Genomic DNA, 22,240 nt, shown 5'->3' with positions numbered 1-22,240 from the left:
CCGAGTTGCATGTTCGCGCAGCATTCCTCCAAGCGGTGATCGCCGTCTATGAGCCATGGCTCACCTCACCTGTGGTGCAGGAGGCAGAACGTAGGCTGGCATCACGTCGTGTAGCAACTGCCCGTCGAGAGCTCGAAAGACTCACTCCGCCACGCTGGTCGGACGGTGTCTGGAAAGCTCAAAAGGAAGGTTCGTGAGGTCATAAGAATCTGGCTTAACTAGTGAGCCTTTTCAGTAGGCATGGGTTTCGCGGGCCTGCAGGACGAGGATAGCCTTGGCGATGTGCCCGGCCCGGTATTGGCGGCAGTACAACCGGAGTAGGATACGCCAGGTTTCAGCTGGGCGATGGCCTGTTCAGTAAGGAGTGAGCCCAGTTGGCCTCTGTGAGCACTGCAGACTTGCCATGGCCCTTGTCGCGGGTGAGCAGCGGATTTCTCGTACCGAGGTAGCCCTTGTCAGCCGGGACTGACAACTCGGCTATCTGGAGGGTGTGTAGGATGCCCCAGATCCGAGCGGCCCGCAGGTCGTGCGCGCTGCCGACAACGCCCTAAAATCTGCACCAAGACGCCTGATATCGTGGCGATGACTTAAAGATTCACCCCATGCCAGCGGAGCTTGCCCGAATAAAAGGGCCGGTCAGCCGCCAGCCGAGCGATGGGGATCAACGTGCCATCCAGCACTAACGCTTGCTCACCACGCACTCGTGTGGTCTGCAGTGCTCGGTACACCGTAGAGGCGTGGATGACCAGAAATTCCATCACCTCATGGAGGTGCCGCCAGGCGGTGGAGTTCGATATCCCGAACTTCGCTTCCACCTGTGCGTACGGTTGGCCAGTGCGCAGGTGAATCAAAACCAGCAGATCTTTGGTGACCAAAGGTCAGTACCCGCTGGCAGGAGGCGATGGCGCACCGGTGACGAAACAGCGTCCTGGTTAGGCGGCTCAGTGTTCGACGTGACAATGGCAGGAAGGCGCGATAAAAAGAATACGAGATCACTGGATGGATGGGTGGTTGGTGGCAAGCATCCCATCTACCAGGGGTCTTGTCATGTTCAGGTCCGGTTGCTCAACCTGTGATCAGTTTTCTTTTCAAGCCCACTGAAAACCTCACTGGGGTGGCGGGGGTACAGGCGGCAGAAGGTGCGAGCCGATGCCGCACTCATGCAGCTAACATCGACAAGACCCCAAGCTTGCGACGGCGACAGACACAGGGCGTGAAGATTTGGAACGTCCTACCGCTCTCCGGTATTCGAAGCAACTTGCTCCCTTTGAGGACCCCTGCCGCCTCCGGTTTCGTAGGTGCGCTGGTAGTTGGATACCAGGTAGTCCTGGAACTCGGCATGTCGGAACTGATAGAGCGGGCCGATCGCGCGCAGCAAGCCAATCTGGTGGCAGTCATCCAGGAACGCCACCATATTTCGTGGTAGCAACTTTTTCCACGCCAGCCAGCAGGTGGCAACTAGATATGCGAGCCAGGCTCGGTGGTTGCCGACTGTGAGCCCGCCTGCGAGCCCGAGCGCGAGTCCACCTGAGATCCCTCCTGTAAGCCCGGAGGTAAGTCCTGCTGAAAAACCATACAAAAATCCAACGTTGAGTCCGAGTGAAAGTCCGATCGCGAGCATGGAAGTTCCGATGCGGAGTAGATTGAGATTTCGATCTGCTTTCCAGCTTGCCGTCGGTGTTGTAGCGCGAGCTGCGGAAGCTGGGGCCTCAGCCCACTCCATGAGTCCGCCCATGAGCATAGTCATTAGCCCGAACGTGAAGCCGGCAATAAGCCCACCTATGAGTTTGGCCCCGAGTCCGTGCATGGGTCCGCTCGCGATCCCGACTGCGAGCCCGGCTAAGAGGCCGAAGGTAAACCTACTCGCGAGTTTGTGTATGAGGTCAGTCCAGCGGTGGCGGAGCCGTAGGTCGGCATACCCAGGGAGATCCCGTATTGCAGATTCTGCAATTTGCCTCGCTCGAAGCCAGCCCAGGAGCCCGAATGTCAGCCCGAACAGGAGCCCACTCGCGAGCCCATACGTGAGCCCGAACGCAAGCCAGCCTATGAACCCGGCTGTGAGCCCAACCGTGAGCCTGAATGTGGCCGGGAATGTGGGGATGGTGGCGGCCAGGCGCCACCAGGCCAGATCACGGGTGCCCTGACCGTCCAACAAGGCGGCCAGGTAGCCCAGCCAGGCGCGGACCCGGACAGAATCGTGGCGGCGACGAGGACGGAACAGCTTGTCCTGCTTCCCGGAGTCGGTGATGGGTGGGCGGGTGGTGATAAGGACGTCGATGAGATGGTCGAACAGGTGGTCGCGCAGCGTATCCGCGGTGGGGAAGCGATGCTCATCCAGCAGCGGGGCTGGGTCGGCGTTGCGGTCGATGTAGACGGTGCGCACCAGCCACAACCCCAGCGGGGTGGCCGCGACCTCGGCCAGCACCCTGCCTGCTCCGGGCCAATGCGGGGATGCGGCGCGCAGCCGGGCGAGGACCGGCTCCCAGGCCGGGAGGCGTTGTGGGGGAAGGCAGCGGTGCAGGTAGTCGGCGGCGGCTCGGGGGGTGAGCGGCTCGGCCTCCAGCACTTCCGCCGAGGTCAGCACATCCCCCGCGGTGGCGACGGTGTGGGCGTATTCGTCGGTGCGGCAGGTCACCACCACCGGATCACCCTCATCCAGCGACCGGTTCAACGCGGTGAGCACGCTGGCCCGGGCGGGGACGGGCATTTCATCCAGCCCGTCCAGCATCGGCAGGATGCGTCCGCGCTCGGCCAGCCGGTCCGCTGCGCCCGGGGGCATGCCGGGGGTGCGCAGCAAGGGGTAGTCCCGGTCCAGCACGGCGGCAACCCAATCGGCCAGGCGGGGGTGGCGGTCGACATCCCAGTCGGCCGCCGACAACAGCACCGGCACCGCCTCTCCCTCCCGCCGGGACTCCAGCAGGCTGCGCAGCAGCTGCACCGCCAGCGTGGTCTTGCCGCTGCCCGGAGCGCCGAGGATGACCAGCCGCCGCCTGCGCAGCGCTCGGAACCGCTCCACTAGGGCGGGGATGTCATCACTGCACGCCTCCTCCAGCACCCCGGGAGTGCGGTTGACGGAATGGTCCACCAGCTCGGCCCGTCCGGTGGCCCGCCAGCGCACCGGCATCGGGGCCGGGTCGTTCAGCGACCGCGCCTCGGCCTCCTCACGCCATTGTTCGGCCACCGCTTCGGCCAGCTTTGCCGCGGCCTGTTCCAGCTCCTCGCCCGAGGGGGCCGGTCGGGGGGCGGTGCTTGTTCGCCACCAGCCCACCAGCCATGCCAGCACGGCCGGGACCGCCAGTACCGCGGCGGCGATGCCGGCCACCCATGCGGCCGCTTCCAGACCCTTGGTCATCCAGGTCAGGACCGTCCAGGCCAGCAGCCCGGCCACCCCGACCAGCCCGGCCGCCAGCACGGCCATCCGCCACACCCGCACCGGTCTGCTCTGCCCCGCCATACCTCTCATCATCACGATCGGAACGCTCGACGACAGCGGAAGTGTCGAAAACGTCTTTCACCAGCAACAACAGCACGCTGCCTCTCTTGTAAGAGGTAGAAAATACGCAACTGACACTGCGGATCCGAGCGTCGCGGCGATCGACACGATGTACTGATCCGGACGGGCGCTGTGTGGCCTACGGTCCGAATGACCGATGAGCTGGAGCAGCCAGGGTGTCGTCGCCGCCAAGGCGATAACTGCAAGCAGTTCTGGAGAAGCGACCGTTGCTTTATCGGTGATGGAGTCGGCTTATGGTTGAGATTTGGGTGATGCTCAATCGCGGAGGTTGGATACAGGGTTCGGCGGTGTGTGCGCCAGTATATGTCCTGAGGATGGTTGTTTTGGGCCCTGGCCAGATCGGCCTCGCTGTCCAGATTGCCTTAGTTTGGACATTATCTGGTGGCAAACCTGTTAGGGAAATGTTGTAGGGCTATCTTTTTGCTGAATGAGGACCCTGTTTGCTTGTGGTCGATTTTTGAGAATGTGTTTGAGGGTATCGTGAAACTGTTTGGTGATGTCGCTTGTTTGGTCTTGGTGGCAATTCTTGGTTTTGGTGGGAAATGCTGTTTGTTGGGGTGAATTGAGTCCACGATGTCGGGAAGTCGGTTGTGGCGAGTTGAACAGGTGTCGGGGTGCGACGGGAGATGACGAACCATGGGACAGAGCCCTGAGGAGCCTCTCCCAGATGGTTGAGGTGGTGGTATGCGGTACGGGCGGCCATGGCCTGAGCGATGTGATGCTGAGCTTGGCGGAGCCGAACAACGGTGTCCACCAGCGTGATGAGGCTGGTGATCAAGAGCAGGGCCGTGTGGGCGGTGCGGTCCTTGCCGGGGGTGGTCAGAGCCAGAACCCGGGCTGCGGTACGCAGAGCAACGCCTGCCGGGCTGGGCGGTGGGGCGGGGGTGTAAGGGGTCCGGGCGGCGCGGTCATAGGCGTCAGCGGCTTTGCGTAAGTGGGGGTTGCCGGTGGCCCGTGCCGCGGTGTGCAGGAGGTCGGCGGCGGCCCAGCAGATGTCGCCGGCCGCGTAGGGGTTGATGGCGAGATGACGCCGAAGGTGGGCGGTGGCGTAGGCGGCGGCGCGGGCGGCGTCCTGGTAGATCGCCTGCCGCTCTTCGGCGGTCAGTCCCGGCCAGTTGAGAGGGGCGGGATCAGAGGACCAGCGGCGGCGCAGAGCGGGCATGGTGAGGTCCTCGGCCAGGCGACTTCCGCTGTACCAGAGTGGTTGTCCGTCAGGGCCGACATGATCGGGGAGGGCGAGGGCATAGCCGGTGATCTGGCCGGGGTGGAGCGTGCTGTAGCGGAGACGGACGAGCATCCCGGTTCGATGCAGGTGGTCGAGGAATTCCTCGATGCTCCGGGACTGCGCCGCCGCTCGGCGGGCCATGGTCCGCAGGACGGTCCGGACGGTCCGGGAGGACAGGTGCCGTCCGGATATCGGGCCGTAGTGCGCGGATTGCGGACTGGTGCGCCGACCGCGGGCCGGACGGGCGGACCAGCGTCGGCGGAGTTTGGGCAAGGTCAGGTCGGGAGCGAGCTTTCCACCGCCATACCAGATGGGCTGTCCTGCCTGGTTGACGTTGCCGGGCAGGGCGACCGCATAGCCGATCCGATGGTTCGGATCGTGGCGGCCTGCACGTGGCGGCGCAGCACGATGCGGGCGGGTTCGGCGTGGCCGTGACGGCGAGCCTTTTCACTCTCGCCGCGTTTGGGCCGGCGGGCGGCGGTTCGGTCCGCCGGCGCGGTGCGGAACAGACCGTAACGCTCCTCGACGGCCCGGCAGGCTGCGCGGATGCGGTAGCCGTCGTTCCAGACCTTCGGGCGAGTACCGTCCAGGCGGGCAAGGGTGGCCACGATGTGGATGTGGTCGTCGGCATGCCGCACCGCGATCCACCGGACCGCCTCGCTGTCTCCCTGCGGGGCCAGGCCGACGTGGTCCATGATCTGGCGGGCGATCTCGCCCCACTGGTCGTCCGACAGGATCGGGTCGTCGGGGTGGGCACGGACCGGCAGATGCCACACCGGTCGCGCATAGTTCCGTTCCCCGAGCAGGACCAGCGGCTGGGTGAGCAGCGCATCCAGCCGTCGGAAATCACGGCTGCCGTCTGGCCGCAGCACGGGCTCCAGCGCAGCCGGGGCATCGAAACCGGCGACGATGCGCGGGTTGCGGTGCTCGTTGAACCGGCCCGGCCCGTACAGGTAGCGGATCAGTCCTTGGACGCGACGCCCGCGCAGTACCTTGGCGATCACCGTACCGTCGGGCTGTCCGGGCTTTCGTGGCCCGGGTGGCGCCCGTCCAGGAAGCTGAGCCGATGGCCCCGCAGCTGATGCCGGTCCCCGAGGGCCGAGCAGGTGAACCCGGCACGGGCTGTCGGCTTGGTGAACGGTTCCGAGGAGAGAGCCGGATATCCGCAAGTCGGCTGCGGGCTTTCAAGCCGTTCGCTCTCACTCGGGCCGAGCGGAGACTCGAGCAACATGGCCGCATCGGCTGCTCGCCGGGTCGATCCGGTCACCGCAGACGCTCTCGGATCTCTTCGGCCAAGTCGTCCAAGTTCTCCACGGTCGCCGAGGCCACTCGCGCATACCCCTGAAGAGCCTCGGTGGGGTAGCCGAGGGCGTGCAGCGCGGTCACCGCCTGGTTGAGGTTGTTGCCGATCCGGCGGACCTGAGCTGAGGCCCGAAGCAACTGGCCCAGCAGCTCCCGCAGCGGCGTCCATTCGGGTGGATCGGTGCGTTCGGCCACCGCGACCAGCACTTGGCCTGCATAGGCGGCCACCGCCATCTGCTGCTGTGCGGCGGCTGCGCGCACCGCCGCGTACTCGGCCTCGGTGAGCGAGACCCGCACTCCGCGGGAACGCCCTCCTTTGTGCCGACGCCGCCGGTGCCCTTGACGACCCGTGCCGCCGTGCCGTGCCGTCATCGGCGCCCCTGCCATGGGGACGGACCGCGCCCGGTCCATCTCCTCGCTCCGGCCGGAGCGAGGAGATGCCCACGGCTCTGGACCGCGTCGGTCCAGGGACGCATCGACCATTAAGGGCATTACTTGCTCTGCGTCGCGGCAGGTCCTTGCCCACAGGCTGAGCTCGGCGCCACGACGGGCCTTCACCCACACGCGGGAAGCGTGTGATCATGGCAGGTCTCTCCGTATCTTGGCCGCGTGGGAACGCAGGGTGGCGACGGCTTCCGCCGGAGCGGCGGTCTCGACGGCCCGGTAGGTTCCGCTGGCCGTCCGTACTCGGGCGATGCGATCGGCGGTCTCCAGGACGCAAATGCGGCCGTGGGGCCAGGGGCCGAGCATCAGCCCGGCGATGCGGTGCTCTTCCGCGCGTTGCATGACCGGGTGGACGACGTCGGCGTCGGCTCCCGGAGTGGCGAACCAATAGGTGAAGACGTCAGTTCGTGGGACGCCGCATGTGATGTCCGGATTTGCTCGCTCGGCGTCGGCGAGGGTGATCTCCAGCTGCAGATGGGTGATGGCGTCCTCCAACAGGTCGAACACATGGAGGTTCGGAGAGAACGCCTGCTGCAAGGCGGCGTCGAAGGCCCCTTCGAACAGCAGCTCCAGCTCTTTACGAGTGATGATCACCTGGATCCGCGCCGAATCCGCGGTGAGCAGCTCGACCAGGACGGCGCGTAGGAAGTCATGGGCTCCCGGGCCGGTGATGCCTGCGCCGAGGGGATGACCGAGCTCCCACCCCAGGACCATGGGATCGGCCAGTACCGGAGGCTCGACGGGATCCGACCACAGGCCCAAAGCGGATCGGTCGAGGTGATGTGCTGGATGAAACTCCGGCTTCGGCTGGAGTGCGCGAGGCGTTGTTCGCGCCGGCCTTCGCCGGAGGCTCGTCGCTGCGCACGCGATGAGGAAGCCCGAGGACAACGCCATGATCAGAATCGCGACGGTGCCGACATCGGCCGGTTTGAGCGGGCCCGGGCCCTGGTGCGCGACATCGGAGGTCGGCTTCCCCCGGCTGTCGGCGCTCACTGCGGGAGGAAGCGGTGACCGGAGCTCTGCGGGACCGCGGACGGGAGCGCTCTCGTCCGCAGTCGAGGACGACGCCGTGGCAGGTGCGGCCGCGGTGGGGGAGGGGCGGCCAGGGGACACTCGCCGGTGGTTGCCCCGCTTGGTCAGACGTTCCCTGTGCGGCCGGTTCCCGGACATGGGCCCTCTGGCCACTCGGGTGCGGGGGTTTTGTGAAGTCGCCGCTCTAGGACGCCGGACGGCGAAGGCTTTCTTGCTCGGCTTGGTCGGATGGACGCGCTGACCGAGCGAGAACCGTTCGGTGCGGAGACCGGAGACTATCCGGCGGCAGAGCCGGCGCGCGTCCACGACACTCCTGGCCACCGGTGACTGCTGTATCCGGCAGTGCGGCTTGTGCACGGCGACGGCAACCCAGCGCGGGCTCGTCGGCTCGTCAGGGGAGACGGTGAGGCCAACGGGGCCAGCGCGAGCGCCATGGCGCACACGCCACCTGAGAGCATCGCTCCGACGGCGCTTCGTCTCAGCACCGACGGACTCACCGGCACCGTCCGCGTTCTCCTGGTGCTGTCTCGTCCCATGCCAACCCCCCGTTCAGTGACGCTTGTCGGGCGGCTATGGAACTCGTGCACGACTGCAGGAACCAAGGCGTGAAACGCTCAGCAACGACAAGAGGCCACCGAAGAAGCAGGAGTCTGGCCCGGCCACATGCCGGAACTCCCTGTTCACCGATGGACCGGGCCGACCGAGGCGCCGGGTGACCGGATGGCGACAACTCACCAAGGCGAGGAAGTGCTCACCTCGTTGCGTTCGGTGACCGTGCGGACGCAAGAGAAGAGAGAACCCGCCGCGCGCTTCGGTAGCAGTTCTCACACGAGACGCTACTCTCTGTCGCGGAGGTGTCTGTGAGCGGGTGGGACGAACAGAGCGCCCGGCGGCTGCTGGAAGGCGTCATCCCCGACGAGCTGCTGGCGGTGTATATCAAGCTCCTCGCCGAGGACGGTTGCCCGCAGCCCGAGGCGGTTTCTTTCTTAGGCGGCCCCGAGGCGGTCGAGGCGTTGACCCGCCGCGGCATGGCGCACATCCGCCCGGACGGGCCGGTGGCCCCGCCGAAACTGGTGCCCGCGCCCCCTGACCTGGCCCTGCAGGGTGTGCTTGCTGAGCTGGGACGGCGCCTGGTCACCGACCAGGAACGTCTGCTGACCGGGCATCGCCGGCTGAGCGAAGCGCATCGGGCTCCCACGGCGGACGCCGACGGGCTGCCGGATCGCCTGGTGGAGATCGTGACCGATCGGGCCGAGATCAGCCGCCTGTCGTACTCGCTGATCAACGCCGCCCGCCGTGACTGGCTCACCCTCGACAACTATGTGCTGGAGACACCGGTTGAGGAGAGCACCGGTTTTGCTCCGCTGCCGGTCTTTGACGGTGAGGTGACCTGCCGGGCGATCTATGAGACCAGGTGCGCCGAGCATCCCATCGGGGTGAAGACCATCGAAGCCGCCGTCCAGGCCGGAGAACAGGCCCGGCTGCTGCCGCGCATCGGCATGAAGATGAAGCTGGCCGATGAGGCCGTGGCGCTGCTGCCGCTCACGCCCACAGGCATGTCGGGTGCGCTGCTCGTTCGGTCACCGGTCATCGTGGGCGCGTTGCGGGAGTACTTCGAGCTGCTGTGGGAACGCGCCATCCCCTTCGGCGGCGCCTCGGCCGAGGCGCCGCTGACCGATGTCCAGGCGGCTGTGTTGCAGATGCTCGCCCAGGGACTGTCGGATGAGGTGATCAGCCGCCGGATGAATCTGAGTCTGAGCACGGTGCGGCGTCATATCACCGCCATCCGGGAGGCGCTCGGTGTGGAGACCCGTTTCGCCGCCGGGGCCGCAGCAGTCCGCCGCGGCTGGATCCAATGACCCTTGATGTTGTTGATGTTGGGAGAGCGGCCCCGTGCCCGAGTACGTGGACTTCGTCCCCCGCCACCGGTTCCAGCCGACCCTGGCCCTGTCGCCGGACGCCACCGCCGTGGCGTATTCGAGCAACGTCTCCGGGAGCTATGAGCTGTGGGTCGTCCCCGTCCACGGCGGCGAGCCGCGCAAGGTCGCAGGACTGCCCGGTGGTGCGGTGCGGCAGATGGCCTGGACGCCTGATGGCAAGGAGCTGGTGTTCTCCGCCGACCGGGGCGGGGATGAGCAGTACCGGCTGTACCGCGTGCCGGCCGAAGGCGGTGAGCCGACCGAGATCTCCTCCGGCGGTGACTGCCAGCGCATTTTGCCGGCTGCTCCGTTCGACGCCACCGGCCGGCTTCTGGCGTACGCCGCCAACGACCGTGACCGGCATGTTCAGGATCTTGTGGTGCTGGATCTGCAGGAGGGGACAGAGCGTCGCTTCATCCCCGCGCCCGGTGTGGCGTTTGAGCCGGTGGGGTTCTCTCCGGACGGGCGGTGGCTGCTGTCTGCCGGATTCCGTTCGCACACGGACATCGACTGCTACCTGATCGACCTGAGCGACCCGAGGCCCGAGCCGGTGTGCGTGAGGGCCGGGCGTGGTGGTGGGGTGTCCGACCCTTGTGCCTGGGCGCCGGACTCCACCGGGTTCTATCTGCTCACCGATGCGTGGGGTGAGTTCACCGCGGTGGCCTTCTACTCCCTGACCGAAGGAACCTTGACCCCTGTCGCTCGGCCGGAGTGGGACGTCGAGCTCCTCGACGCCGGCGCAGACACGTTGATGTGGTCGGTCAACCAGGCCGGACGCTCCGTTCTGCACGCCCACCGCAACGGCACCCCGGTGGCTTTGCCCACCCTTCCCTCAGGGGTCATCACCGCGTGTGATGTGGCCTGTGACGGGTCGATCGCGGCGGTGCTGATCGACGCGGCCACCCGCCCTGCCGAGATCGCCGTCCTCGACCTGGAAGGGTGTCGGTTCCGCTACCTCACCGACACCCGGCCCCCGGCCCTGCAGACCATCGAGCCGACCGAACCTGAGATGGTCACCTACCCCGCAGGGGACGGCCGCCATATTCATGCCTTGCTTTACCGCCCTTCGGGGGAGGGGCCGCATCCGGTGCTGTTGTCCATCCACGGCGGCCCAGAGGCCCAAGAGCGCCCCACCTACGTCCGCGCGGGCCTTTACCAGTACCTCCTCGCCCGGGGCATCGCCGTCTTCGCCCCCAACATCGCCGGCTCCACCGGCTATGGCACCGCCCACCAAAGGCTCATCTACCGCGACTGGGGCGGCATCGACCTGCACGACCTGGACCACGCCGTCCGCTACCTGCACACCTTGGGCTGGGTCGACCCCGACCGCATCGCCGTCGCCGGAGCCTCCTACGGCGGTTTCGCCGCCCTGTCCTGCCTGGCCCGCCTCCCTTACCAGTGGGCCGCCGGCGTTTCCATCTGCGGCCCGGCCAACCTGCTCACCCTCGCCCAAGCCTCACCGCCCACCTGGAAGACCTTCGTGGCCACCGTCCTCGGCGACCCCGACACCGAGGCCGAACGGCTCTTGGCGCGCTCACCGGTCACCCACGCCGACAACATCACCGCCCCGCTGTATGTCATCCAAGGCGCCCAAGACCCCCGCGTCCCCCAAGCCGAAGCCGACCAGCTGGTCCACCGCCTCCGCGCACGCGGTGTGAACGTCCGCTACGACACCTACCCCGACGAAGGCCACGGCTTCACCAACCGGGACAACGAGATCAAAGCCTATGGCGAGATCGCGGACTTCCTGGTATCGCAGCTTCGCTGAACCGTCTGAACGGTCTTTGGTCAACGACTTGTATGACGAAGTTGATTTGTCGATAGTGCTGGCCGCGCAGTCGGTGTGCGGAAAATAGTGAAGCGGTAACGTTCCGGGCTATGTCCGATAAACCCTCCCTCCTCGCTTTGCTCAAGAGCCGCTCAGTCGCCTTCCTGGCGACGGCTTGACTGAGTTCCAGCGCCGGTGACGGTTTTGGTCAGATCGCCCTTGCCTGGGGGACTTTGCAGCTCGGTTACGGGCCAGGTGGTCTTGCGCTCGTCCTGGCGTGCCGGGCGGTGCCGGCATTGCTGGTGCTCGCTGGAGGAGCTCTGGGCGACCGGTTCCGACGGCACGCGGTGCTGGCCGGTGCCGAAGCGCTCGCCGCGGTGATCTGGGCCGCTTTAGCGCTGTGCTTCCTCTGGGGAACAGCACCCTTGGCGCTGTTGTGCGTGCTGGCCGGAATCTCAGGACTGGAACGGCCGCTGTTCATGCCTACCCTGCGCAGCATCGTGGTCGACCTGGTCCCCGGCGAAGACCGCCAGCGCGCCAACGCACTGCTGGGCCAAGCCGATGCGGCCGGGCTGCTCCTCGGGTTGGCCCTGTCCGGGATCGTGGTCGCCGCTGTGGGGTCCGGATGGGCCGCGGCCTTGAAGGCCGCATCCGGAATCATCGGTGTGCTGTCGCTGATCCGTCTCAACACCTCGGCCTGGGGAGGGGAACGGCACGGACTGCTCGGCGATCTGCGGGCCGGCTGGCGGGAGTTCATCTCCTGCCAGTGGGCGTGGGTCCTCACCGCCCAGTTCACGGCGGTGGCCGTCGCGGTCAGCGCCTTCATGGGCGTGGCCGGTCCAACCCACATGAGTCAAGACCACGGCGGAGCCCGGGCCTGGGGCATCGTGGCCGGCTGTGAGGCTTTCGGTGCCCTGATGGGCGCGTTCGTGGCCGCGCGCTGCAGCCCGTCCCGCCCTCTCTTGGTCACTGCGCTGCTTCCGGCCTCGGCGGCAGGTCCCATGCTGCTGTTGGGCGGCGGCGCTCCCTGGCCGGTGTTAGCGGTGGCGATGTTGATTCCCGGGGTGTGTCAGACGATTTATTTCGTGTTGTGGTCCACGACCGTCCAGCATCACTTCCAGCCTCAGGTGCTGGCTCGCATCAACAGCTGGGGCCTGCTGGGAAACTTTGCCCTCACCCCCATCACCCTGCTGGCGGCCGGTCCCATCATCACCACGATCGGTGCACGCAACACCGCGATCACCTGCGGGCTGCTCATCTTCACCGCGACCGCCATGGCGATATGCGCACCTCAGGTGCGGCGGTTTCGAACATCCCCGGATAAGTCTGCTATTTTTGACAAACGAGAAGAGCTAGTGGGTCATAGGGGAGCACAAGATTGACCAGTCGGCGTCGACACGTCTTACGGAATACGCCGTGAGCCTTGCTGCGTCGACACCATCGAGCAAGCCGCTCTGGTTCCAGAGCAGCGCTTGACGGTGACTTTCGTTGGTAAGGACTCGCCGGCTGTTTGAGTTCATTTGGCTGCATCGATCCCGGCTCTACGGCCCCTGCCTGCGTGCTGTCTCAACGTGACCGACGCCGAGTGGACCGCGACCACCTTCACCGCGGCCTGCCCGCCGGACGGTCCGCACGGTCGCCAGAGCCCAGGAGGCAGGGGGCGGGCGTGCTGTGGCTCAGCCTCTTTGGAGCCGGCCTCCGCCGCCGGATGCTGCAACGGCGATCTCCCCCAAAGCTGACGGCGAGCTGGCGATGTTGATCACAGGCGTACTTCGGTAGACCCGAGTGGGTCTGAGGCAGAGCCTCGATTGCTCCTCTGGGCCCGGAGCTTTTGCCGATGAGCGGCGGCCCGCCCGGGGAGACGGTCGATATGTCCTGTTTGGTGTGGTCGGTGAAGAACTTCGTTTGAACACGGTCGGTCGGTGGGCTGCTGTGACCGTGGAAGCCCTGGTGAGGCAAGGGATGCTGCGACACCGGTCAGGACGGGACGGCAGGTCGTCGGCCACGGTCGAACGACGGTCAAACGATCAAGAGGCCTGATCATCGAGGTGATGATCAGGCCTCTGACCTGGCGTTTCGCGTCGGGATGGCGGGATTTGAACCCACGACCCCTTGACCCCCAGTCAAGTGCGCTACCAAGCTGCGCCACATCCCGATGCCTGTCGCAGCAGGCGTGACTTACCTTAGCGCAGTCGGAGGAGTAGTGCGTACCGGGTTTCCGGCAAGACGGTCCGAGCGGGGGCGGGAGGGCCGGTGGGGAAGAGCGGGGTGGACTGCGTGAGAGGGCGCGCGGCGGGGACGGGAGCGCTGGTCATCGCGCTCGCGCTCGGGATCGCCGGGTGCGCTTCGGGGGAGCCGCGGGGGCAGGAGACGCGGAGGAGCCCGGGGGTGCGGCCCTCGACGCCCTCCGCGGGACCTTCCGCGAGCGCCGCGCCGCCGGCGGTGCGGGTTCCGGCGGGGACTCGGGCGGGGTTCGTGGTGTTCGACCGGGCGGCGGGGCGGGTGACCGTCAGCCGGGACGCGCACGGGACGGTGCGGTCGGCGTCGGTGGTGAAGCTGCTGATCGCCGTGGACTTCCTGGAGCGGAACCGGGCGGTCTCGGCCCGGGATCGGGCTCTGCTGCGGGGGATGCTGCGGTCCAGTGACGATCGGGCGGCGACGGTGCTGTGGAACCGCGGGGGTCGTGGGGCCATCGTGTCGCGGACGGCGCGGCGGATGGGGTTGCGGGACACGGCTCCACCGCCGGCGTCCAGGCCGGGGTATTGGGGGTACACGGCGCTCAGCGCGGCCGATGTGGTGGAGGTCTACCGCTACCTGCTGGAGCGGGCCGACGCCCGGGTGCGGGGGCTGGTGCTGGGGGAGCTGCGCAGGGCCACCCGGTGCGGCCGGGACGGGTTCGATCAGTACTTCGGGATTCCTCGGGCGGTGCCGAGGCCATGGGCGGTCAAGCAGGGGTGGTCGGGGTTCGGGCTCGTTCCGTCGGAGCCGTGCGGGGCGGCGCGGGGCGACGTCGCGGGGGTGCGGCCGGTGGCGGTGGCGGCGCCGACGCTGGGGGTGGGGCGGCCGGTGCTGCACACGACGGGGACGGTGGGGGAGGGGGACCGCTGGGTGGTGGCGGTGTGGACGTTGTCGCCGCCGGGGACGTCGTTCGCGGCGGCGGCGTCGCGGATCACCGCGCTGACTCGTCAGGTGCACCGGGCGGGGACCCGCTGACGATCACCGGGGTCCGGTGGCGGGTCCGGGTGGTCGGCGGTTGTTTCGCCGCTGTTGCTTGATTGTTATCGCTCGCAACAAATGTGTGCCCTCTCCCCCCTGGCGCTGCTGGTCGCGGCGACATATGTTGCGGTGCACAACATTCGTGCGGCGGGGCCGCGACCCGGACCCCGCCGGGCGACGCGCGTTGCCGCATCATCCGCGACACCCCGAGGCCGCCATCCGCGGCCGCTACGCGAGAAAGGACCCGTGCAGATGCGCAAGGGCTTCCTGGGCCTGGCCGCCCTCACCACGGCCGCCGCCCTCACCCTCACCGCCTGCGGCGAGGAGTCCTCCGGAGGCGACTCCGCCTCCGGCGAGGTCAAGGGCAAGGTCGGGGTGATCCTCCCCGACACCAAGTCCTCGGTCCGCTACGAGAGCTTCGACCGCCCCTACCTGGAGCAGGCGTTCAAGGCCGCCGGCGTGGAGTACGACATCCAGAACGCCGAGGGCTCCGCCCAGCGCTTCCAGACCATCGCCGACCAGATGCTCACCAGCGGCGTGACCGTGCTGCTGATCGACGGCATCGACTCCAACTCGGCCGCCGCGGTGACTCGCAAGGCCCAGCAGCAGGGCGTCAAGACCATCGACTACGACCGGCTGACGCTGGGCGGCGTGTCGGACTACTACGTCTCCTTCGACAACGTGAAGGTCGGCGAGGAGCTGGGCAAGGGCCTGCAGAAGTGCCTGGGCGACAAGCAGGCCAACATCGTCTACCTCAACGGCGCCCCCACCGACAACAACGCCACCCTGTTCGCCCAGGGCGCCCACTCGGTGCTCGACAAGGTGTCCGGCTACAAGAAGGTCGCCGAGCAGGCGGTCCCGGACTGGGACAACCAGCGCGCCGCCACGATCTTCGAGCAGATGTGGACCCAGCACAACGGCCAGATCGATGGCGTGCTGGCCGCCAACGACGGGCTCGGCAACGCCGCGGTGTCCATCCTGAAGAAGAACAAGGCCGCCGGGAAGGTCGCCGTCACCGGTCAGGACGCCACCCTGCAGGGTCTGCAGAACATCCTGGACGGCACCCAGTGCATGACCGTCTACAAGCCGATCAAGCAGCAGGCCGAGGCCGCGGCCAAGCTGGCGATCTCGCTGCTGAAGGGTGAGAAGGCCGAGACCAACGGCACCACCAAGGACCCCGAGGGCAACCGGGACGTGCCGTCGGTGCTGCTCACCCCGATCGGGATCTACAAGGACAACGTCAAGCAGGTCGTCGACGACGGGTTCGTCAAGAAGGAGGAGCTCTGCGCGGGCTCCTACGCCGACAAGTGCAAGGAAGCCGGCATCCAGTGACGGCCGCCGCGGGACGCCCGCGCCCGCCCGGCCCGGGCGTCCCGCGCCGTCGGGAAGGAACGACGTGGCTGACGTAGCCGATGAGAAGACCCCGGTGCTGCGGCTGGCCGGAGTCAACAAGAGCTTCGGTGCGGTCAAGGTCCTGCACGATGTGGACTTCGCGGTCTACCGGGGGAAGGTGACCGCACTGGTCGGCGACAACGGGGCGGGCAAGTCCACCCTGATCAAGTGCATCGCCGGCATCCACCCGATCGACTCCGGCCAGTTCTACTTCGAGGGGCGTCCGGTCAGCATCAGCACCCCCCGTGACGCGGCCGCGCTCGGCATCGAGGTCGTCTACCAGGATCTCGCGCTGGCCGACAACCTCGACATCGTGCAGAACATGTTCCTGGGGCGGGAGCGCCGCCGGGGCCTGGTGCTGGACGAGGCGTCGATGGAGGAGTCGGCGCGGCAGACCCTCAGCAAGCTGTCGGTGCGCACCGTCAAGTCGGTGCGGCAGCTGGTGTCCAGCCTGTCGGGCGGGCAACGGCAGACCGTCGCCATCGCCAAGGCGGTGCTGTGGGAGTCCAAGGTGGTGATCCTGGACGAGCCGACCGCCGCGCTGGGCGTGGCGCAGACCCGGCAGGTGCTGGAGCTGGTGCGGCGGCTGGCCGACACCGGGCACGCCGTGGTGCTGATCTCGCACAACATGAACGACGTGTTCGAGGTGGCCGACCGGATCACCGCCCTGTACCTGGGGCGGGTGGCCGCGGACGTGGCGCGCGAGGAGGTCACCTCGACCCAGGTGGTCGAGCTCATCACCGCCGGCCGGTCGGGCGACCTGGGCCTCGCCTCGACCGCCGAGAGCATGTGAACGGGGCCCGTCATGTCAACATACGACCTCAAGGAGGCCGCCGTGAAGGTGGCTGACGCGGACTTCGCGCTGGACCGGCGCGAGCAGACCGTCACCTCGGCGGTCCGCGACTACTGGGCGCGGGTGCGGGGCGGGGAGCTGGGCGCACTGCCGTCGATCTTCAGCCTGGCCTCGCTGGTCATCTTGTTCACCGCGTTGCGGCCGGAGACGTTCCTGTCCGAGCGCAACATCGCCAACCTGTTCGTGCAGGCGATGTCGGTGACGATCCTGGCGCTGGGCCTGGTGTTCGTGCTGCTGCTGGGCGAGATCGACCTGTCGGCCGGGGTGACCAGCGGGGTGTGCGCCGCGGTGATGGCCAAGCTGATGACCGAGGCCGGGCAGCCCTGGTACGTCACCGTGCCGGCCGCGCTGCTCACCGGGCTGGTCATCGGCACCTGCATCGGGCTGCTGGTGGCGGTGGTGCGGATCCCCTCGTTCGTGGTGACCTTGGCGTTGTTCCTCGGCCTGCAGGGCGTCACGCTGCGGCTGATCGGCGAGGGCGGCACCGTCCCGGTGCGGGACGAGGTGATCGTGGCGCTGGCCAACGACAACATGCCGATCTGGCTGGGGTGGACGCTGGCGGTGCTGTGCACCGCCTGGTTCGCCGCCTCCCAGCTGCTGCGCTGGCGGCGGCAGAGGCGGCGGGGCCTGGCCCGCCGGCCGCTGGGGCTGGTGCTCGCGCAGATCGCGGTGGTGGGGGCGGCGCTGCTGGGCCTCACGTTCCTGATGGGCCTGGACCGCGCCCCCAGCCCGGCGATCGTGCTCAACGGCGTCCCCTGGGGCGTGCCGCTGGTGGGCGTGCTGGTGATCACGGCGACGTTCGTGCTCAACCGCACCGTCTACGGGCGGCACGTGTACGCGGTCGGCGGGAACGCCGAGGCCGCCCGCCGGGCCGGCATCCACGTGACCGCGATCCGGATGTCGGTGTTCATGATCGCCTCCACGCTGGCCGCGGTGGCGGGGATGGTGGACGCCTCCCGGCTCAACTCGGTCACTCCCGACGCCGGCGCCGGCAACGTGCTGCTGTACGCGGTGGGCGCCGCGGTGATCGGCGGCACCAGCCTGTTCGGCGGCAAGGGCCGGGCCCGGGACGCGGTGCTGGGCGGCCTGGTGGTGACGGTGATCATCAACGGGCTGGGGCTGCTGGGTTCGCCGGCGTACATGCAGATGCTGATCACCGGAGGGGTGCTGCTGCTGGCGGCGAGCATCGACGCGTTGGCGCGCCGCCGTCAGGCGGCCACCGGGCGGTGAGCCGGCCGGGGAGCGTCGAAGGAGCCTCAAGGGGGCGTCGCGCCCCGTCGTCGGGCCGGGGCCTGGATCTTCGGCCCCGGCCCGACGGGTCCCGGCTGATAGGCTCCGGCGTGGGACCGTCTCGCCCGCCGTGGCGAAGGCGCGCCAGTGGGAGCCCCTCGACGAGATGTCCGTGACGCCTGTTCTCGATCTGCGCGGTGTCGACAAGAGCTTCGGCCCCGTGCAGGTGCTGCACGGCGCCGCCCTGTCGGCGTACGCCGGTGAGGTGACCGCCCTGGTCGGCGACAACGGGGCCGGCAAGTCCACGCTGATCAAGTGTCTGGGCGGGATGCTGCCGATGGACGGCGGCGAGTATCTGTTCGAGGGCCGGCCGGTCCGGGTGGGCTCTCCCCGTGAGGCCGCCGCGCTGGGGATAGAGATCGTCCACCAGGACCTGGCGCTGTGCGAGAACCTCGACGTGGTGCAGAACATGTTCCTGGGCCGGGAGCGGCGCAGCGGCATGGTGCTGGACGAGGCGGCGATGGAGGAGATGGCCGCCCGCACCCTGACCGGTCTGTCGGTGCGCACCATCAAGTCGGTGCGGCAGCCGATCTCGTCGCTGTCGGGCGGGCAGCGGCAGAGCGTGGCCATCGCCCGCGCCATGCTGTGGGACAGCAAGGTCGTGGTGCTGGACGAGCCGACCTCGGCGCTGGGCGTGGCGCAGAGCCGTCAGGTGCTGGAGGTGGTGCGGCGGCTGGCCGACAGGGGGCGGGCCGTGGTGCTGGTCTCGCACAACATGAACGACGTGTTCGCCGTGGCGGACCGGATCTGCGTGATGTTCCTCGGCCGGACCGTCGCGCAGGTCCGCGCCAGCGACGTCACCCACGCCCAGGTCGTCGAGTTGATCACCTCCGGTCGCAGCGGGGACGGCGTGGAGGCGGGGCGGCCCGTGCCGGTGCACGGCCGTGGGACGGGGCCGGGCGGCGGGGCCGGTCGGGGATGATGCGCGCCGCACCGTCTCCCGAGGAGGTCCGCCGGCACAACCTGGGCACCCTGCTGCGCCACATCCATCTGCGGGGGTCGGCCTCGCGGGCCGAGCTGGCCGAGGGCATGGGGTTGAACCGCAGCACCATCATGGCGCTGACCAGTGAGCTGACCGCCGCCGGCGTGGTGCGCGAGGAGCTGCCGCGCAGCACCGGCCGGCGGGCGGGCCGTCCGTCGCTGGTGGTGCGGCCCGAGTCCACCCGGGTGTACGTGCTGGCGTTCCAGATCGGCGTGCATCGCCTGGTGGCGGCCCGGGTGGGGCTGGGCGGGGTGATCTTGGATCGGCGGGAGACGACCCGGCCGCGTGGACCGTTCGATCCCGATGAGATCGTCGGCGTGTTGGCGTCGTTCACCCGCCAGCTGGTGCGCCGGGCCGATCCGGACGCGGTGTGCGTGGGCGCGGGGGCGGCGTTCTCCGGCATGGTCCGCAGCTCCGACGGGATGGTCCGCTACGGGCCCAACATCGGCGCGGTCGACGTGTCGCTGGGGGAGATGCTGTCGCGGCGGCTGGGGCTGGGGCTGACCGTCGCCATCGCCAACAACGCCAATCTGGGGGCGTTGGCCGAGCATCGCCGCGGTGTCGGGGTCGGCTGCCAGAACCTGCTGTACCTGCACGCGGACGTCGGGGTCGGCGGCGGCATCATCGTCGGCGGCCGGCTGCTGGAGGGCGCCGACGGCTACGGCGGCGAGGTCGGGCACATGGTGGTCAACCCGGCGGGGCGGCGCTGCGGCTGCGGTTCCCGCGGCTGCCTGGAGGCCGAGGTCGGCGAGCTGGCGCTGCTGGCGCACGCCGGCCGGGAGGACGCGGTGGCCGAGCTGGGCGGCCGGGAGGCGGTGCAGGCGGTGCTGGAGGCCGCCGACCGGGGCGATTCGGCCGCCCGGGAGGCCCTGCACCGGGTGGGGGACTGGCTGGGGCTGGGCGTGGCCAACCTGGTCAACGTCTTCAACCCGGAGATGGTGATCTTCGGCGGCACGTTGCGCGACATCTACCTGGGGGCGGCCGCCCAGGTCCGCAGCCGGCTGGCGACCGGTGCGATGGCCGCCTCCCGGGAACGGGTCCGGCTGCGCACCGCCGAGCTGGGCGAGGACACCACCTTGGTCGGCGCCGCCGAGCTGGCGTTCTCCGAGGTGCTGAACGATCCGCTGGAGGTGCTGGCCCGGCTGCGCACCGGGGCGGCGGCCGGGCGCCCGCTGCGGGACCGCAGCGGCAGCAGGGTCTGAGGCGACCGCGGCGAAGGGGGAGAGGATGAGGACACGGACGTTCGCGGGGAGGCCCGTCGGTGCGGTGGGGCTCGGGTGCATGCCGATGAGCTGGGCCTACACTCCGGCCGAACGCGATGATGAGGCGTCGGTCGCGCTGATCCGCGAGGCGGTGGAGCTGGGCGTGACGTTCCTGGACACCGCCGACGTCTACGGGCTGGGCCACAACGAGACGCTGCTGGGGCGGGCGCTGTCGGGGCTGCGCGACCGGGTGGTGCTGGCCACCAAGGCGGGGCTGCGGCCGGAGGCGGACGGTCGGTTGGGACGCGACGGCCGTCCCGAGCACATCCGCGCCGCCGTGGAGGAGAGCCTGCGGCGGCTGGGCACCGACGTGATCGACCTGTACTACCTGCACCGGGTCGACCCCGCGGTGCCGTTGGTCGACACCTGGGGCGCGATGGCCGAGCTGGTCGCCGAGGGCAAGGTCCGCCGTCTGGGGCTGTCGGAGGTCACCGTCGCCCAGGCCGAGGAGGCGCACGCCGTCCACCCGGTCGCGGCGATCCAGTCGGAGATGTCGCTGTGGACCCGCGACCCGATGGGCGTCCCCGGCGGCACCGCCGGAGGCTCGCTCGGCGCGGGCGAGCTGGCCGCCCACGGCCCCGGCGACGTGGTCGGCTGGTGCGCGGCGCACGGCGCCGTGTTCGTGCCGTTCTCTCCGCTGGGCCGGGGGTTCCTCACCGGCACCATCACCTCGGCGGACTTCGATGACGCGGACGTGCGCAGCCGCAGCCCGCGGTTCCGGGAGGAGGCGCTGCGGCAGAACCTGCGGATCGTGGAGGTCGTCCGCCGGGTCGCCGAGCGGCACGGCGCCACGCCCGCCCAGGTGGCGATCGCCTGGCTGCTGGCCCAGGGCGAGCACGTCATCCCCATCCCCGGCACCAAGAAGCTCCGCTATCTGCGGGAGAACGCCGCGGCGGCGGACCTGGAGCTGACGGAGGAGGACCTGGCCGAGCTGGACGCGGTGCCGCCGCCGGTGGGCGGACGCTACTGAGGACCGCTGTCGAGGGACCGCCGGCGGGGAGGGCGCCGTCCCGGCGGCAGCAGCCTCTCCAGCACCTGCTCCGCGGGCAGCTCCGCGGCCAGCCGGTGGCCCGTGCCCGCCCACAACGCCATCGCGTCCGCCTCGCCCCGCTGCGCCGCCGCCCGCCGCAGCGGAGCGGTGATGTGGTGCACGTGCGGATAGGCGGCGGGGGCGTGCGGGCCGTGCTCGGACATGAAGCGGTTGACCAGCCCGCGGGCGGGCCGCCCGGTGAACGCCCGGGTGACCGCGGTGGCGGCGAACCGCGCGTCGACCAGCGCCGCCTTGTGGGCCGGCGGCGCCCCGCTCTCGGGGGTGCGCAGGAACGCGGTGCCGACCTGGGCGGCGATCGCCCCGCGCGCCAGCACCTCCGCCACGTCCTCGCCGGTGGCCAGCCCGCCGGCGGCCACCAGCGGAACGTCGGTGACCTCGCGCACCGCCGTCACCAGCTCCCGCACCCCGTAGGCGGGCGGGTCCTCCGCTCCGGCGAACGAGCCGCGATGTCCGCCGGCCTCGCCGCCCTGCACGCACAGGGCGTCGGCGGCGGGGACGCGGCGGGCCTCCTGCGGGGTGGTCACGGTCACCATCACCAGCGTCCCCCGGGCGCGGAACGCCTCGATCACCTCCCGGGAGGGGCAGCCGAAGGTGAAGCTCACCACCGGCACCGGGTCGGCCAGCAGGTCCTCGATCTTGGCGTCCCAGTCGTCGTCCCCCGCCCGCGGTTCGCCCGGCTCGACGCCGAGCCGGGAGGCCTCGGGCCTGAGCCGCTCGCGGTAGGCCTCGAGCGCCGCCGGGTCGGCCGCGCACGCGCCGGGCACGAACAGGTTCACCCCGAACGCCTCGGTCGTCGCCCGGAGTCGGGTGATCTCCTCTCGCAGTCGGGCGGCGTCCTTGTATCCGCCGGCCAGGAAGCCCAGTCCGCCGGCCCGGGAGACCGCCGCGGCCAGGGCGGGACCGCTGACCCCGCCGGCCATGGGGGCGGCGATGATCGGATGACGGATCAGGTCGCGCAGGTCGCCTCGTGTCGTGGCCATCGGGGGGAGC

General features: G+C 69.1%; 18 protein-coding genes and 1 tRNA gene. 11 read left to right on the top strand and 8 right to left on the bottom strand.

Annotated features, from left to right (window positions below; all coding sequences use genetic code 11):
- Positions 1-587: 587 nt before the first annotated feature.
- Positions 588-815 carry a hypothetical protein gene (locus tag EIO00_RS25885; protein ID WP_422100031.1) on the bottom strand — a complete coding sequence of 76 codons (228 nt, stop codon included), beginning with the start codon at positions 813-815 and terminating at the stop codon, positions 588-590.
- Between EIO00_RS25885 and EIO00_RS25095 the strand changes: the two genes are divergently transcribed.
- A complete protein-coding gene (locus tag EIO00_RS25095; protein WP_241661190.1) occupies positions 738-1,076 on the top strand; it encodes a hypothetical protein in 339 nt (112 codons plus the stop codon). The two genes, EIO00_RS25885 and EIO00_RS25095, sit on opposite strands and share 78 nt — an antisense overlap.
- A 155-nt stretch (positions 1,077-1,231) precedes the next feature.
- Here EIO00_RS25095 and EIO00_RS07025 read toward each other — a convergent pair whose 3' ends face one another.
- The 5 genes from EIO00_RS07025 to EIO00_RS07005 all read right to left on the bottom strand — a co-directional run bounded on the left by EIO00_RS07025 (position 1,232) and on the right by EIO00_RS07005 (position 7,478).
- The gene (locus EIO00_RS07025) at positions 1,232-3,418 is read right to left on the bottom strand and encodes an NACHT domain-containing protein (protein WP_161602664.1); all 2,187 of its coding nucleotides are present in this window, start codon (positions 3,416-3,418) and stop codon (positions 1,232-1,234) included.
- A 508-nt stretch (positions 3,419-3,926) separates the two neighbouring features.
- Positions 3,927-4,880 (bottom strand): hypothetical protein, encoded by a 954-nt coding sequence (locus EIO00_RS07020; protein WP_140176366.1) that lies wholly within the window; start codon positions 4,878-4,880, stop codon positions 3,927-3,929.
- A 134-nt stretch (positions 4,881-5,014) separates the two neighbouring features.
- On the bottom strand, positions 5,015-5,743 hold the full coding sequence (locus tag EIO00_RS07015; protein WP_140176365.1) for a relaxase/mobilization nuclease domain-containing protein: 729 nt from the start codon (positions 5,741-5,743) through the stop codon (positions 5,015-5,017).
- 259 nt (positions 5,744-6,002) lie between these two features.
- A complete protein-coding gene (locus EIO00_RS07010) occupies positions 6,003-6,338 on the bottom strand; it encodes a plasmid mobilization relaxosome protein MobC (protein ID WP_140176363.1) in 336 nt (111 codons plus the stop codon).
- A 282-nt stretch (positions 6,339-6,620) separates the two neighbouring features.
- On the bottom strand, positions 6,621-7,478 hold the full coding sequence (locus EIO00_RS07005) for a hypothetical protein (protein WP_140176361.1): 858 nt from the start codon (positions 7,476-7,478) through the stop codon (positions 6,621-6,623).
- An 899-nt stretch (positions 7,479-8,377) separates the two neighbouring features.
- On the opposite strand from EIO00_RS07005, the gene EIO00_RS07000 reads away from it, so the two are divergent.
- The 3 genes from EIO00_RS07000 to EIO00_RS06990 all read left to right on the top strand — a co-directional run bounded on the left by EIO00_RS07000 (position 8,378) and on the right by EIO00_RS06990 (position 12,586).
- Positions 8,378-9,376, top strand: coding sequence for a helix-turn-helix transcriptional regulator (locus EIO00_RS07000; protein WP_140176359.1), 999 nt, complete (start codon positions 8,378-8,380; stop codon positions 9,374-9,376).
- Positions 9,377-9,410: 34 nt separating this feature from the next.
- Entirely contained in the window at positions 9,411-11,204 is a 1,794-nt protein-coding gene (locus EIO00_RS06995) for a S9 family peptidase (RefSeq protein WP_140176357.1), read from the top strand.
- Positions 11,205-11,383: 179 nt separating this feature from the next.
- Positions 11,384-12,586, top strand: a complete 1,203-nt coding sequence (locus EIO00_RS06990; RefSeq protein WP_140176355.1) for an MFS transporter — start codon at positions 11,384-11,386, stop codon at positions 12,584-12,586.
- 699 nt (positions 12,587-13,285) lie between these two features.
- Here EIO00_RS06990 and EIO00_RS06985 read toward each other — a convergent pair.
- Positions 13,286-13,359: transfer RNA gene (locus EIO00_RS06985), tRNA-Pro, on the bottom strand.
- 320 nt (positions 13,360-13,679) lie between these two features.
- Here EIO00_RS06985 and EIO00_RS06980 point away from each other — a divergent pair.
- The 7 genes from EIO00_RS06980 (at position 13,680) to EIO00_RS06950 (ending at position 21,169) form a co-directional block, all read left to right on the top strand.
- Complete coding sequence (locus EIO00_RS06980; protein ID WP_241661188.1) at positions 13,680-14,417, top strand: class A beta-lactamase-related serine hydrolase; 738 nt, start codon at positions 13,680-13,682, stop codon at positions 14,415-14,417.
- 255 nt (positions 14,418-14,672) lie between these two features.
- Positions 14,673-15,752, top strand: coding sequence for a sugar ABC transporter substrate-binding protein (locus tag EIO00_RS06975; protein ID WP_140176353.1), 1,080 nt, complete (start codon positions 14,673-14,675; stop codon positions 15,750-15,752).
- A gap of 64 nt (positions 15,753-15,816) precedes the next feature.
- Positions 15,817-16,605 (top strand): ATP-binding cassette domain-containing protein, encoded by a 789-nt coding sequence (locus tag EIO00_RS06970; RefSeq protein WP_140176351.1) that lies wholly within the window; start codon positions 15,817-15,819, stop codon positions 16,603-16,605.
- 42 nt (positions 16,606-16,647) lie between these two features.
- The gene (locus EIO00_RS06965) at positions 16,648-17,895 is read left to right on the top strand and encodes a sugar ABC transporter permease (RefSeq protein WP_241661187.1); all 1,248 of its coding nucleotides are present in this window, start codon (positions 16,648-16,650) and stop codon (positions 17,893-17,895) included.
- A 166-nt stretch (positions 17,896-18,061) separates the two neighbouring features.
- Positions 18,062-18,877 carry an ATP-binding cassette domain-containing protein gene (locus EIO00_RS06960; RefSeq protein WP_140176572.1) on the top strand — a complete coding sequence of 272 codons (816 nt, stop codon included), beginning with the start codon at positions 18,062-18,064 and terminating at the stop codon, positions 18,875-18,877.
- On the top strand, positions 18,877-20,139 hold the full coding sequence (locus EIO00_RS06955) for an ROK family transcriptional regulator (protein ID WP_175596148.1): 1,263 nt from the start codon (positions 18,877-18,879) through the stop codon (positions 20,137-20,139). Before EIO00_RS06960 ends, EIO00_RS06955 begins: the two co-directional genes overlap by 1 nt.
- A gap of 25 nt (positions 20,140-20,164) precedes the next feature.
- Positions 20,165-21,169, top strand: a complete 1,005-nt coding sequence (locus tag EIO00_RS06950; RefSeq protein ID WP_140176345.1) for an aldo/keto reductase — start codon at positions 20,165-20,167, stop codon at positions 21,167-21,169.
- Here the strand turns inward: EIO00_RS06950 and EIO00_RS06945 are convergent.
- Complete coding sequence (locus EIO00_RS06945; protein ID WP_140176343.1) at positions 21,163-22,230, bottom strand: nitronate monooxygenase; 1,068 nt, start codon at positions 22,228-22,230, stop codon at positions 21,163-21,165. The genes EIO00_RS06950 and EIO00_RS06945 overlap by 7 nt on opposite strands.
- Positions 22,231-22,240 lie beyond the last annotated feature (10 nt).

Source organism: Thermomonospora catenispora (genome assembly GCF_006363815.1).
Taxonomy (GTDB): Bacteria; Actinomycetota; Actinomycetes; order Streptosporangiales; family Streptosporangiaceae; genus Thermomonospora; species Thermomonospora catenispora.
Note: the sequence above shows the minus strand (reverse complement) of the source record. Positions and strands in the feature narration are given on the sequence as shown.

What these genes read in the sequence shown, in the direction of transcription:
- EIO00_RS07025 (WP_161602664.1), bottom strand. Translation starts at nt 3,418, where the DNA reads ATGGCCGTGCTGGCGGCCGGGCTGGTCGGGGTGGCCGGGCTGCTGGCC.
- EIO00_RS06945 (WP_140176343.1), bottom strand. Translation starts at nt 22,230, where the DNA reads ATGGCCACGACACGAGGCGACCTGCGCGACCTGATCCGTCATCCGATC.
- EIO00_RS07020 (WP_140176366.1), bottom strand. Translation starts at nt 4,880, where the DNA reads ATGGCCCGCCGAGCGGCGGCGCAGTCCCGGAGCATCGAGGAATTCCTC.
- EIO00_RS06950 (WP_140176345.1), top strand. Translation starts at nt 20,165, where the DNA reads ATGAGGACACGGACGTTCGCGGGGAGGCCCGTCGGTGCGGTGGGGCTC.
- EIO00_RS06975 (WP_140176353.1), top strand. Translation starts at nt 14,673, where the DNA reads ATGCGCAAGGGCTTCCTGGGCCTGGCCGCCCTCACCACGGCCGCCGCC.
- EIO00_RS06960 (WP_140176572.1), top strand. Translation starts at nt 18,062, where the DNA reads ATGTCCGTGACGCCTGTTCTCGATCTGCGCGGTGTCGACAAGAGCTTC.
- EIO00_RS06955 (WP_175596148.1), top strand. Translation starts at nt 18,877, where the DNA reads ATGCGCGCCGCACCGTCTCCCGAGGAGGTCCGCCGGCACAACCTGGGC.